The organism is Fibrobacter sp., from assembly GCF_045112255.1.
Lineage (GTDB): Bacteria > Fibrobacterota > Fibrobacteria > Fibrobacterales > Fibrobacteraceae > Fibrobacter.
Window position 1 is genome coordinate 1 of sequence record NZ_JBGUHR010000088.1, and the last position, 11,759, is coordinate 11,759.

Genomic DNA, 11,759 nt, shown 5'->3' on the forward strand with positions numbered 1-11,759 from the left:
GCCGAGCGTCTGGCTGTAGCTGCCATCGGTTGTGAACTTGATGTTTTGCTTGGCGTTACCGACGGAGACCTGTGCAAAGTAGGTGCCGCGAGCTTCGAGACCTTTGCTCAAGTCGTAAGTGCCGGATCCCTGCAATGTCTTCTTGAAGACTTGGTTGCCGAGCGAGTTGTAAATCTTTACCTGGACAGGCGAGGTGCTGCTCTGGGAGTAGGAGAGGATACCGTTGTTGATGCTGATGTAGCCGACTGCATTTTTGAATGCCGGCTGGATGCCCACGTTTTCGTCTTCGTGGATGGTGAACTTACCTTCGTCATCGGTCTTTGCGGTCTTGCCTTCCTTGAGCAAGCTTACATCGACATCCTTGAGGGCTTTGCCCTGGTCGTCGGAGACTTTTCCGCTAATCGTGTAGGCGAATGATGTGGAACATAATGCCGCAACGCAGGCTGCGGTAACAAACGAAAGACGTTTTGCTTTCATCGAACACTCCTTTTTAAAATCCAAAAAATTCTCTTTGGACTCCCATACCCAAAGTAAATTTACTCTTTCGAGAGAATTCCTTTACGAATGTAAATATATTGTTATGGACAATTTGTCAATGACTTGTGGTGAAATTTTACTTTTGTAAGAAATTTGTAAACTTGAGCGCGACTCACGTATGGATCCTCCTAACGGAGGATGACCATTGACTAATAACTAGTAACTTTGCAAATCCTTTGCTATTATTAGCGCATGAACCACATTGCAATTTTTATCGACGCAGAGAACTTGACCAACTGGGTCAAGAATAACGGTGTACAGTCGCTCATGGACGAGCTTTTGCCGCTGGGGCAGATAGTCGTGCGTAAGGCATATGGCAAATGGTCCACGCCGCAGCTGATCCCGCTACAGTCCGCGCTCAATGAAAATGGCTTTGAACTTGTGCACACGTTCCACCCGGTGAGCGGCAAGAACTCGACGGACATCAAGATGACGGTCGATACGATGGAAGTGGCGCTCGATTCCCAGGTGCAGTGGATTGTGCTTGCCACGGGTGATTCCGACTTTTCGCCGCTTTTCCGCAAGCTGCGTGAACAGGGCAAGGAAGTGATTGGTGTGGGGCCGAAGTCCCCGCTGAGCGAATGCGTCAAGAATTCCTGCTCCCGCTACATTTACACGGACGATGCGACTGCTACAGATGAAGATTCCGGCGATGAAGTTGCCAATGCCAAGGAACGCGCGAACCTGATCGTTTCCGAAAAAATCGATTCTATGGAAATGCTTCGTAGCGTTTTGCAAAAAGAAGATGGCCCGATTGCACTTGCGGCGATCAAGCCAAAGATGCTCGGGCTCGATAATGCGTTTAACGAAAAGCGCCTCGGTTTCAAGACGTTCAAGGATTTCGTGAAGTCTGCGGACTTTGTGCAAATGACGGATGTGGGTGGCGGTTCTTACATGGTGGCACTCGCCGAGCAGAAAGTCGCTGTCGAAGAAGATGCGCAGATGGTTTTGGCAAAGGCGCTCAAGCGTAAGGGCTGGGACATGTTCCCGCGCAACATGCTCAAGAAGATTTATGCCGAAGCTTGCGACCTTACTTCATTTGTTCCGATGAACAAGCAGGACTTGGTTCAGGAAATTGTAGCAAAGAACATTGCCGGTACGACGAGCAGCATTATCAACCGTGCACTGAGCACGTTCTTCAAGGCGAAACTTGTGACGATCAGCGGTGGCGATGACAAACTCTGGACGGTCACCGAGACGAACCAGTACTGGAAAGAGATTGACAAGGCGATGCTCGATAGGCTCCGCGTGAGCCTCAAGGAGACCGGCCAGAAAGTTTCCAAGAAAGATATTGTTGCTATTTTGTACGGAAAGTACGCTGACGGCGAAGCCGAAAAGCTTGTATAGCGGATACGCCTCGTCGTTCTGAGTGCAACGAAGAACCCAGTTATATCTTGTTCTACATACCAGAAATGACTGGATCCTTCCGCCTTCGGCGTCAGGATGACGATTGCGATAATTTAGTCCAACTTGCCTTGATACAGATCCAGCAGATTGCGGGCCAAGAGGCTTGTGTACTTGGCGTTGGTGAGCGTGGACTGTGCGCTTTCGAGGCGGTTCTTCTGCGTGAGGTAATCGGTGTACGTGAGGGCGCCTACGTTGCGCTGTTCTTCGGCGACCTGCAATGCTTCGTTTTCAGCTTCGACCTGGAGGATTGCGGCCTTCCACTGCATGTCGGCACTGAGCGCGTTCAGGTAAAGCTTTTCGATGTTGTTTTCGAGCGTCTTTGCCTGTTCCTTTAAAGCGACCTGGCTTTCGGTTTCGCTAATCTGCGCCTGCAAGACTTTGTTCTCGGTTGCGCCACCGTCGATAATCGGGATATTGATGTTCAGCGAAATGCTGTGCGAGTATCCGTTCTTGAGCTGGCTTCCGTACTTCTTGGATTCCCAGGCCTGGAGGCCGGTGCTTGCGCTTGCGCCGAGCGAGACCTTGATGGACTTGCCCTTGCCCGCAATTTCGGTGTTCTTCTTTGCAACCTGGATGGCGAGGCTATCGGACTTTAATCCCGGATTTGTTTCCGTGGCTGTAGCCTGGAGCGCGTCGAGACTCGGAATCGGCGTGAGGGCGTCCGGCGTCTGGATTTCGGATTCCGGAGCGGAGACCTCGAACGTTTCGCTTTCCGGGAGTTCCAGAAGCTGGCGGAGCGTTGTCTTTGCGGTGTTCACGCTCAGCTGTGCGGCAAGCTGGGCAGCTTCTTTCTGGAGCACGTTTGCCTGCGACTGCGTCAAGTCTTTCTTGGTGATGGAGCCTGCTTCGAACAGCGTGTTGTAGTGCTCGAATTCGGCCTTGGCAAGTTCAACGGTTGCATCTGCGGTGTGCAGCTTTTCGATCGCGGCGAGCAGGTTCATGTAGGCGTTCAAGACGCTTTCTTGCACGGATCGTTCAGTTTCCTTTGTCGAGAGTCGCGTCGCTTGCTTGTTGATTTCGTTTGCCTGAATGGAAAGTCTCGTAGAGCCGCCGTCCCAGAGCGTGTAAGAAGCGCTGAGGCCAGCGTTTAAGCGGTAATGGTCTTGCGGACCGTCTCTGAACGGGGAATCGTAAAGGGAGTTGCCGATGCTTGCGGAGAGCGTGGGGTAGTTCCCGACTTTGGCCTGTTCGAGGCTCACATCAGCTTTCTGTTCGCGGAGCTTTGCGGATTCGAGCTTGAGGCTTTTTTCTTTGGCCTGCTTGAGGCATGCGCTTAAGGTCCAGGGACCATCAGCGAAAACGAGCGATGCTGACGCAAAAATACCGAGAACGATTGCTTTTCTGTAATTCATACCTTTTAGATGCCCCAGCTATATATTTTGGTTGCGTGATTTTTAAGATAGCAAATTTGTACAAACACAAAAAGGCTTCCTTGCGGAAGCCTTTTCGAATGGACGGTACTGGATTTGAACCAGTGACCTCTGCCGTGTGAAAGCAGCGCTCTAAACCAACTGAGCTAACCGTCCGAGGTGAGTGCAATAATAGTAAAAAACTATTCTGCTGTCAAGAGGTTTTAGACGAAAGACCGCTACGCTGGTTGACGAGAGACGAAAGATGTTGCTTTTTATAAAGTTCAATCCCGGAACGGAGTCCGGGATGATAATGAAAATCTCTAGTCTTTCGTCTGTAGGCTCGTAGAGCCGTTCTTTCGTCTAACTACAGGAACTTGTCTTCGGCGGCGCGGAGGATGGTGAGGAACTCGGCCGGGGTCTTCGAGGCGATGAGGTCCTTGCGCACATTTCCGTCAGCGAGGAGGCGGCTCACGGAGGAGAGAGCCTTGAGGTGCGGACCCACAGTGTTGCCCGGGCTTACGATGAGGATGAGCAGGTATACCGGTTCACCGTCAAAGGACTGGAAGTCCAGGCCCTTTTCGATCGTGGCGGCGACCATGCACATGCGGTCCACGTAGTCTATCTTTGCGTGCGGAACGGCGAGTCCGCAACCGATGCCCGTGGAACGGCTCTGTTCGCGTGTCCAGATGGCTTCGAAGATTTCGTCGCGGTGATCAAGTTTGTAGGCGCTGCAAAGAGTATCTACCAATTCGTTAAGAATGGCTTCCTTAGTTTCGCTGGAAGAGTTAATCAAGATGCAATTATCTACAAATCTTTCAGAAAGACGCATGGTTTATAATATTCCTTTTTATGTATCCCTCAAACAATTATTTTAGAATAATTATTGAAGTTTGGTAAGATTTATATCTAAAATGTGTCCAAAAAAGAAGAAATTTCTAACTGGGAAGATGATGTTTCTAGCCTGTCGATGGCTTTTCTCATGAGCGCGACGTCAATTTGACCAGGGGCGGCCGCTTTCCCGATGGATCCGTAAGTGAGGTTTGCACCCTCCTTCAGGGACCAGATTCGGCTGGTTTTGCCGGTTTCGCCCATGCCGAACGCGGCGATGAGCTTGAGTCCTTTTGCCTTTTTGGCAAACTTGTAGAGGCGTGAGCAGTCGTCGTCGGAGTTGCTCATGGCGGCGATTTTGATGCCGTCTGCCTTTACCCGTTTAACGTCGTTGAGGTAGTTCTTGAGTTCGAGGTCGCTCGGGATTCGGGTGAAGTTGTGCTCGGAAATGAGGATGTTCACGCCTTTCGGGGCGGTAAGCTCGCGAAGCTTGTCGTAGTCGTGCAGGCAGTCGCGTTCAAGGTCGAGCCATTCCGGGATGTCCGATGCGTTTAGAATTTGTTCGAAAAGTCCGAGGCGCTCGATGGCGCGGGCGTCGGGGAATGTGCCGCCGTCACGCTTGAGGCGGATGGTGCCGAGCTGTATCGCCTTCGGGACGAGCTTGCGGATTCTTGCAGAAAGCCCTGTCCATTCGGATTCGTCAAAAAAGTCGTAACGGATTTCAAGGATGTCGCAGCTTTCGTAGTCGATGCGTGCCGGGTGCAACTCTTCGCTCTCGGCGGCGGTAAGCGTCTCGGGACTCACAAGCCCGACCAGGTATTTTCGAGAATCAGTTGGCATGGTGTAAAATTTAGCATTAGGCGAGCGTCGCGACAAGCGGACAACGTACGGTTGTCATGACCGAGCCGAGCTAAATGCACGCGAAGTGTGCCAATATAGAATATAGACGAGAGACGAGAGACGAAAGACGAGAGATGTTAAATGCACACGAAGCCGCGAAACATCCAGTAAAGTCTCGTGTTGAAAAATTAGCTAGCAACTATTTTCTAAATTATACCCGAACAAAAGGATTTTTTATGGCAGATTGTAACGAAAACAAAGAAAAGCAGACCCCGGACATGCTCAAGAAGGCTGAAGAATACCTTGCCTCCAAGCGCAGAATTTTCTTGTGGGGTGGTGTCGATGACGAAAGTGCCGAACGCATTGTGAAGCAGCTCCTTTACCTGGATTCCCTGAATCACGATGATATTTATTTCTTCATCAACAGCCCGGGTGGCGTGATTTCTAGTGGCCTTGCCATTTACGACTGCATGAATGCAATCCAGAGCGATGTCGTGACGGTGTGCTGCGGACAGGCTGCCTCGATGGGCGCTGTTCTCCTCACTGCCGGTGCAAAGGGCAAGCGCGCTGCATGGCCGAACGCCCGCATCATGATCCACCAGCCGCTCATTCACGGTGAGATCGTGGCGCCTGCAAGCGATATCCAGATCCAGGCCGAAGAAATGCTTCGCATCCGTGGCATCACGGGCAAGATCCTTGCTGAAACTTCTGGCCACACGATTGAACAGATTGACCGCGATACCGAACGCGACAACTTCATGTCTGCCGAAGAGGCCAAGGCTTACGGTCTCGTGGATAAAGTCGAGAGTATTATCTAATGGGTTTATTTTCTGCAATTAAGAGCGGCCTTGCCAAGACCCGCGACGCTCTCCTCGGGGAGTTGAAGGGTATTGTCGGTGCCGGTAAGATTACGGACGAGACGCTCGAAGAACTCGAAGAGCATCTCATCAAGGCTGATGTTGGCGTCGAAGCGGCGTTCCTTTTGACGGATGCGCTTCGCGAAAACGCTTTGGGCAAGTCGCTTACGACAGAGCAGGTGCTCGACATCATGCGTAACGAAGCGGAACGCTTGCTCAAGGACCCGCCACCGTTTGAACTCAAGGGCAAGCCGCATGTGGTGCTCGTGATAGGTGTGAACGGAGCCGGCAAGACGACGACGATCGGTAAGCTTGCTGCCCGCCTCAAGAACGAAGGCAAGAAGGTCATGATTGCCGCTTGCGATACGTTCCGTGCCGCAGCCATTGACCAGCTTGAAACATGGGCCGAACGCTCTGGCGCTGAATTCGTGAAGCATCAGGAAGGCTCCGACCCGGCTGCGGTGGCGTTTGACGCTTGCAATGCGGCTGTCGCCCGTGGTTGCGATGTTGTCTTGATCGATACCGCTGGCCGTTTGCACAACAAAGATTACTTGATGGAAGAACTCAAGAAGATTGTGCGTGTCATCAAGAAGGTAAGCCCGGATTTGCCGCACGACATGTGGCTTGTGATTGACGGCAACACCGGACAGAACACCATCAACCAGACGAAGATCTTTAACCAGAGCTTCCCTCTCACCGGTCTTGTGGTGACAAAGCTCGATGGAACCGCGCGTGGTGGCTCCGTGCTCTCGATTGCTAGTTCGTTGCAAATCCCGATCCGCTGGGTTGGCATGGGCGAACGCATCGACCAGCTCGTGGAATTCAACAAGCGCGACTACGTTGACGGCCTTTTTGAAAACGCTCTAGAAAACAGGGAGTAGTCTTGAAGCGGTTCGCATTTTTCTGTGCAGTGGCGTTTGCGTTTTGCGCGTGTTCGGATTCTCCTCCGAAGGCCGATGACCGCCTTGTTGCTGCATTTGTAGAAATGCGGGTCGCAGAGCAAATCTACGGGGGCGATTCTCCCACGGCTCGCCTTGCCCGCCTGGATGTCTTGAAAAAGTATGGCTATACTCGCGAGGAATATCTTAGGGCAGCAGATAAAGTTCTTGATGATGATAAGCTTTGGCTGCCGTTTCAGGCTGCCGTTTCGGATAGGATAGATTCTTTGCTTGGAATCCCTAAAATTGTGCCTGTACAAAAGAAGGGGAAGAAATGATGAGAGCGTGTTTGTGGATTGTTCTGGTGTTAAGCCTTGCGCTTTCGGCTTTCGCGGCTCCTCCGGCGAAGCCAAAGCTTGTACACTGGATGAACTACACCGAAGCGCTGGAGAAGGCTAAAGGTTCGAACAAGCTTATTTTTGTGGACCTTTATGCGGACTGGTGTGTTCCGTGCCGTATCATGGATGCAAATACTTATTCGGATCCGACAGTGGCGTCGCTTTTGAATACAAGATTTTTCCCGGTGAAACTTGACGTGGATTCGCAAGACACGATCGTCTGTGACGGAAAGCGCAAGACGGTTCAGCGTTGCTATTTTGACGTCTGGAACCTGAGCGTACTCCCTGCATTTGTCCTTATTGCCCCGAAAGGGCTTTCTATTTTGACGATAAAGGATTCGTTTACCGCCGAAGAAATGAAGTATTTGCTTTACCAGATTCTCGAAAAAGAGAAGGAATGGATTTCGAAATGAGTGAAAATGTCCTCTTTTATGCTCAGATTGCATTCTGGGTTCTTTTGTTCCTGATTGTTCATTGCTATTTGCTTTTTCCGATGACGCTCCCGTTTGTGAGTGAAATTTTCAAGCGCAAGAAAAAAATGGTGGACGGCACTCCCGAACTCCCGACCGTGTCTATCCTGATTTCGGCGTATAACGAAGAAGCGGTGATCGAACGCAAGATCCACAACATTCTCGAAATTGATTACCCCAAGGAAAAGCTTGAAGTTTTGATCGGCGATGACGGCTCTGCGGACAAGACGGCAGAAATTATCGCCCGCTATGCCGACCAGGGAATTACCTTGGTCAAGGCTCCGAAAAATGCTGGCAAGGCTGCCATGCTGAACCGCTTGCAGAAAATTGCAAAGAACGATATTTTGTTGTTCTGCGATGCGAATACGATGTTCTTCCCGAATGTGGTGCGTAAGCTTGTGGACCCGTTCAAGGACAAGAAGATTGGTTGCGCTTGCGGCCACCTGATTCTTTCGGACAAGAGCGGAAGTGTGCTTGGCAAGGGCGAAAGCTCTTACTGGGATCTGGAAAGTGAAATCAAGAAATTCGAAGGTGTGCTTGACCGCCTGATTGGTGGCAACGGCGCCCTTTACGCCATCCGCCGTGAACTTTATACGGAACTCCCGGTCAAGAAGAGCGTCATGGACGACTTCTTTGTGACGACGAAGATTTTGCAGAAGGGTTATTTCTGTACGTTTGTGGATAGCGCCATTGGTACGGAACAGACTTCGAAGGAATCAAGCGGTGAATACAGACGTAAAGTTCGCATTGGCCGTGCAAACTTCAATTACTTGTTCTCTTACTTGCCGCTGTTGAACCCGTTCCGTCCGCTGCTGGCGTACTTGTTCTTTTCGCATAAGATCGTGCGCTGGTTCTCTCCGCATATCATCATTCTTTTGTATGTGGCGAATGCGCTCCTTTTGACGAAGGGTTTGTTCTATCAGGTGACTTTTGGATGCATGACGCTTGCGTTCATTGTCGCAGTGACAAAGCTTTTGCCAAGTGCCTATTACTTCTTGCTCATGAACCTCGCGATGCTCAAGGGGTTCTTCCTCGCGTTTAAGCGCGAACGCAGTGGCGGCTGGGCCCGCGAAGCCCGCAGCGACGAGTAATTATAGGGGCTGCGCAGCCCTTGCACCTCGTCATCCTGAGTGAAACGAAGACTACTCAGAAGGCGAGTGTTGCAAAAATGAGTTAACTCATTTTTATAACCGAGCCAAGGAGTAGGGGCTTTGCCCCATCCAGTCAAGTCTAGTATTGCGATTATAGTCATCCTCGACCGTTAGGGAGGGGATCCATACTATACTAATCGCTTTTGTCTCATCGCCATCTTGTATGTGAATTAGATTTTATATATTACAATATAGACATATGAAAAAGTTTTTGACAGCTATTATATTCGCGCTTGCGTTTGTCGCTGTTCCAGCGAATGCTTTCACGATGGATGCGCAGGGCGGTATCTGCAATCGCGTGAGCCACATGGGACACTTCAACATGAGCTTCTATGGCCATCTGTGGTATCCGATTGACCAGATGGTTTTTGCAGGCGTTGGCATTGGCTATCAGGAACTCGACAATGTCGGCTATATGCCGTTGTCTGGAAGCCTCTGGGTGCGCCTCCCGATTGGGCGAACCATATTGCCTGTCGCTACAGGCGATTTCGGCTACATGTTCGGCAAGGATGATCAGATGTTCTGGCGCGCCGGTGGCGGACTCGACATCAAAAATGGCGACCGCACATCGATTATCGTTTCGACCGGTTACCAGTTCTTGAACCACTCCGGCGAAGGCTACTGGTACTTGCAAGTCGGCATTCTCATCGAGATGTAAATTTGTTTTAAATAATACTTGGTCTTTTCCAATAATTATGCCGCATTTGCGGCATTTCCTTTTTCTCCGTCATCCTGAGCAACGCGAAGAAACGAGTGTTCATTGTCGTCATCCAGAGCGCGTTAGCGCGAAGGATCCAGTTATTTTTTACGCTGTCACGCTCGCCAGTCATCCTCGAAGCGTAGCGTAGGGGATCCATTATGTTTATTCCTTACATTTGTGCGGGCATCGCCTTTAATTTCTGCTTTTATACATGCAGTCGTTTTTTTAAATGATTGCTTGTTGATTTTATACGAAATTTTATGTAAATTTATATTGGAAAGTTTTAAACATAGGAGAGCCTCTTATGGAAAATAAAATGAACAAGTTTGGATTTGAAAAAATGCTCGCTGTTTTGACGGTCGCCTTTGCATGCGTATGTATATGGGGGTGCGGGGATAGTGATTATCGGCGATGGGGAGGACGGTATGAGGGGACCCTAGTTGCAATAATTGACGATTCTCTTGCTTTGCTGACAAATTCTAGGGGGTATGAAGATTGTCATGATGTCTTCATGGGAAGCGAAGAGTGTGAACGCAAGGGAACAAACGACGGTTTGTTTTTGGTGAATTATAGAAAACAACAATCTCCATATTGGGGGGATACGGTTGATGGTGAAATCAGTTTAATTAGCGGCTATTACAATGACTCTTCTGCGTTTTTTTCAAATACAAAGAATGAATTTGGCTTTTGGAAGATTGGTGAGAAACCCAGAGTTGTTCGGAAATGGAATTGTGAGACCCCGTGCAGATGTGATTGGCGAAAATACGGACGCCCTTGGATTGATGGAAATGTTTTGCTCAAGATGGAAAATCAAAATGAGTGTCCCTACGCTGTATTGGATACAGTATCAGGAATCGTGAAGAAACTGGATTTTTCTGGCGAATACGCATGGCTGGAAGGATGCGATGATATCACGTACATTGACGGGAAGATTTTGTGCGTGAAAAGATTGGGAGATGTCATGGGATCCATAAGCATATTGACTTTAGATGGTGTTGTAGATTCCTTGGAAAATACGAAGGAACGTGATTTTTTGGGTTATTCTCCTGTGTTGTATGGAAATTTTATGGTAACGCAGGTATATAAGAAAGGAAAGCTTGTGACTAAAATGAAGAAGGGTGGTTTTGATGCGAATTATCCTGAAACATGGCTAAGAGACAATTCATTTATTGATTCTACGGGTTCTACAATAAGTTATTACCCCTCTGAGGATTTAATTGTTACGAAATAAAGGAGTTGGGTTGTGAGGGCTTTTCTTTGTGTTGTTATAACCATTGCCTGTGTCGTATTCGCTGGTCCGAGACCTATGGAATCGCTAAATCACTACAATGTGATTTTGGTGCACGGAGCTGCACCCGAAGAGAAGGGCTTTGAAAGTGAGTGTAATTCAGATGATATATATGATGCTTATACGATGATGTCAGGTCATTTTGACTCTCCTCAATCAATTGCTTCGCAGTTGGGTGGTGCTGCGGGTATGCTTGGCGATTATGAAAATGAAGGGGAGAAAAAGCTAACCTATTGGTTGGATTCTGCCGTTTTTGAGGATTATCAGTACCGAAATGGCAAAATATATATGGATTCTACGAATTATCGGAAATCTCCCTATATCTATATCCAGCGTTCTTTCGCAAATCCCGCAGCTTCCCCTGCCCATAATGCCCATGAAATCGGAGACAGAACATGGAAAGGAAACGATAAGTGTTCGGTACGGCGCTCGCTTTTTGAGGAAGCACAGGAAGTAAGGGCGGAAGGACAAAATAAGCTTCAACAATTGAGAACGAATGGTATAGATGAATATCGTACCATCCCCTCTCGAAATATCCTCATTGCCCATAGCATGGGCGGTGTTGCCTCGCACGAGTATGTGACCGACCAAAGTGTTTATAACAATGATGTTGACAAGATGATTGCTCTTGATTCCCCGCACGAGGGAACGGGTAGCTTGAATATGCTGCTGGATATGCGAGATTACCTTCGGCAATATGCAGAAGCTCAGACTCAGTACATGTTGTTGACTATACTTGGAATGTCCTATTGTGCTATTGCAAAAGAACCATATACGGCGACTATTACTCTTTGGTTGATGGCTCCTACGTTTGGTCTAAGTGCCGTTGAAAGAATTGTGACGCTTATTGTGGATAAAAAAAAGTTGCAAGATGATTATGGATTCAAAGCTGAAGATTCATTGACTTCATATATCGAGCCGGGTGCTCCCGGCATTTCTGCACTGATTAATCGACCTTTTAATGAAGATGGATTTGTAGCCTTTTTAATAGCGGGTGCATGAACGGCCATATTCATTACCGGTTTAGTTAAAGTATATACTTTTTTCTCGTTT

At 48.9% G+C, this 11,759-nt stretch carries 13 protein-coding genes and 1 tRNA gene; 9 read left to right on the forward strand and 5 right to left on the reverse strand.

Annotated elements, in window-relative coordinates; genetic code table 11:
• On the reverse strand, positions 1–477 hold a 477-nt coding region (locus tag ACJMM9_RS12455; protein WP_405327470.1), incomplete at its 3' end, for a T9SS type A sorting domain-containing protein.
• A 252-nt stretch (positions 478–729) separates the two neighbouring features.
• Here ACJMM9_RS12455 and ACJMM9_RS12460 point away from each other — a divergent pair.
• Complete coding sequence (locus ACJMM9_RS12460; protein ID WP_405327473.1) at positions 730–1,884, forward strand: NYN domain-containing protein; 1,155 nt, start codon at positions 730–732, stop codon at positions 1,882–1,884.
• A gap of 113 nt (positions 1,885–1,997) precedes the next feature.
• Here ACJMM9_RS12460 and ACJMM9_RS12465 read toward each other — a convergent pair whose 3' ends face one another.
• The 4 genes from ACJMM9_RS12465 to ACJMM9_RS12480 form a co-directional block, all read right to left on the reverse strand.
• The gene (locus tag ACJMM9_RS12465; RefSeq protein WP_405327476.1) at positions 1,998–3,296 is read right to left on the reverse strand and encodes a TolC family protein; all 1,299 of its coding nucleotides are present in this window, start codon (positions 3,294–3,296) and stop codon (positions 1,998–2,000) included.
• A 99-nt stretch (positions 3,297–3,395) separates the two neighbouring features.
• A tRNA-Val gene (locus tag ACJMM9_RS12470) sits at positions 3,396–3,470 on the reverse strand.
• A gap of 190 nt (positions 3,471–3,660) precedes the next feature.
• The gene (locus ACJMM9_RS12475) at positions 3,661–4,125 is read right to left on the reverse strand and encodes a PTS sugar transporter subunit IIA (protein WP_014546254.1); all 465 of its coding nucleotides are present in this window, start codon (positions 4,123–4,125) and stop codon (positions 3,661–3,663) included.
• A gap of 77 nt (positions 4,126–4,202) precedes the next feature.
• Positions 4,203–4,964 carry a type I 3-dehydroquinate dehydratase gene (locus tag ACJMM9_RS12480; RefSeq protein WP_405327479.1) on the reverse strand — a complete coding sequence of 254 codons (762 nt, stop codon included), beginning with the start codon at positions 4,962–4,964 and terminating at the stop codon, positions 4,203–4,205.
• Between the two features lie 236 nt (positions 4,965–5,200).
• On the opposite strand from ACJMM9_RS12480, the gene ACJMM9_RS12485 reads away from it, so the two are divergent.
• The 8 genes from ACJMM9_RS12485 (at position 5,201) to ACJMM9_RS12520 (ending at position 11,708) form a co-directional block, all read left to right on the forward strand.
• Positions 5,201–5,782 (forward strand): ATP-dependent Clp protease proteolytic subunit, encoded by a 582-nt coding sequence (locus ACJMM9_RS12485; protein WP_088641237.1) that lies wholly within the window; start codon positions 5,201–5,203, stop codon positions 5,780–5,782.
• Positions 5,782–6,702, forward strand: a complete 921-nt coding sequence (gene ftsY, locus ACJMM9_RS12490; protein WP_405327482.1) for a signal recognition particle-docking protein FtsY — start codon at positions 5,782–5,784, stop codon at positions 6,700–6,702. The genes ACJMM9_RS12485 and ftsY overlap by 1 nt, the downstream gene beginning before the upstream one ends.
• A 2-nt stretch (positions 6,703–6,704) precedes the next feature.
• Complete coding sequence (locus tag ACJMM9_RS12495) at positions 6,705–7,037, forward strand: hypothetical protein (RefSeq protein ID WP_405327485.1); 333 nt, start codon at positions 6,705–6,707, stop codon at positions 7,035–7,037.
• Positions 7,034–7,510 carry a DUF255 domain-containing protein gene (locus ACJMM9_RS12500; protein ID WP_173354313.1) on the forward strand — a complete coding sequence of 159 codons (477 nt, stop codon included), beginning with the start codon at positions 7,034–7,036 and terminating at the stop codon, positions 7,508–7,510. Before ACJMM9_RS12495 ends, ACJMM9_RS12500 begins: the two co-directional genes overlap by 4 nt.
• Positions 7,507–8,658, forward strand: a complete 1,152-nt coding sequence (locus ACJMM9_RS12505) for a glycosyltransferase family 2 protein (protein ID WP_405327487.1) — start codon at positions 7,507–7,509, stop codon at positions 8,656–8,658. Before ACJMM9_RS12500 ends, ACJMM9_RS12505 begins: the two co-directional genes overlap by 4 nt.
• Positions 8,659–8,929: 271 nt before the next feature.
• On the forward strand, positions 8,930–9,376 hold the full coding sequence (locus tag ACJMM9_RS12510) for a hypothetical protein (protein WP_405327489.1): 447 nt from the start codon (positions 8,930–8,932) through the stop codon (positions 9,374–9,376).
• A 346-nt stretch (positions 9,377–9,722) separates the two neighbouring features.
• Positions 9,723–10,649 (forward strand): hypothetical protein, encoded by a 927-nt coding sequence (locus ACJMM9_RS12515; RefSeq protein ID WP_405327491.1) that lies wholly within the window; start codon positions 9,723–9,725, stop codon positions 10,647–10,649.
• 75 nt (positions 10,650–10,724) lie between these two features.
• Positions 10,725–11,708, forward strand: coding sequence for a hypothetical protein (locus ACJMM9_RS12520; protein WP_405327494.1), 984 nt, complete (start codon positions 10,725–10,727; stop codon positions 11,706–11,708).
• The last annotated feature ends 51 nt before the right edge of the window (positions 11,709–11,759 follow it).

What these genes read in the sequence shown, in the direction of transcription:
- ACJMM9_RS12505 (WP_405327487.1), top strand. Translation starts at nt 7,507, where the DNA reads ATGAGTGAAAATGTCCTCTTTTATGCTCAGATTGCATTCTGGGTTCTT.
- ftsY (WP_405327482.1), top strand. Translation starts at nt 5,782, where the DNA reads ATGGGTTTATTTTCTGCAATTAAGAGCGGCCTTGCCAAGACCCGCGAC.
- ACJMM9_RS12475 (WP_014546254.1), bottom strand. Translation starts at nt 4,125, where the DNA reads ATGCGTCTTTCTGAAAGATTTGTAGATAATTGCATCTTGATTAACTCT.
- ACJMM9_RS12520 (WP_405327494.1), top strand. Translation starts at nt 10,725, where the DNA reads ATGGAATCGCTAAATCACTACAATGTGATTTTGGTGCACGGAGCTGCA.
- ACJMM9_RS12485 (WP_088641237.1), top strand. Translation starts at nt 5,201, where the DNA reads ATGGCAGATTGTAACGAAAACAAAGAAAAGCAGACCCCGGACATGCTC.
- ACJMM9_RS12480 (WP_405327479.1), bottom strand. Translation starts at nt 4,964, where the DNA reads ATGCCAACTGATTCTCGAAAATACCTGGTCGGGCTTGTGAGTCCCGAG.
- ACJMM9_RS12500 (WP_173354313.1), top strand. Translation starts at nt 7,034, where the DNA reads ATGATGAGAGCGTGTTTGTGGATTGTTCTGGTGTTAAGCCTTGCGCTT.
- ACJMM9_RS12465 (WP_405327476.1), bottom strand. Translation starts at nt 3,296, where the DNA reads ATGAATTACAGAAAAGCAATCGTTCTCGGTATTTTTGCGTCAGCATCG.
- ACJMM9_RS12515 (WP_405327491.1), top strand. Translation starts at nt 9,723, where the DNA reads ATGGAAAATAAAATGAACAAGTTTGGATTTGAAAAAATGCTCGCTGTT.
- ACJMM9_RS12460 (WP_405327473.1), top strand. Translation starts at nt 730, where the DNA reads ATGAACCACATTGCAATTTTTATCGACGCAGAGAACTTGACCAACTGG.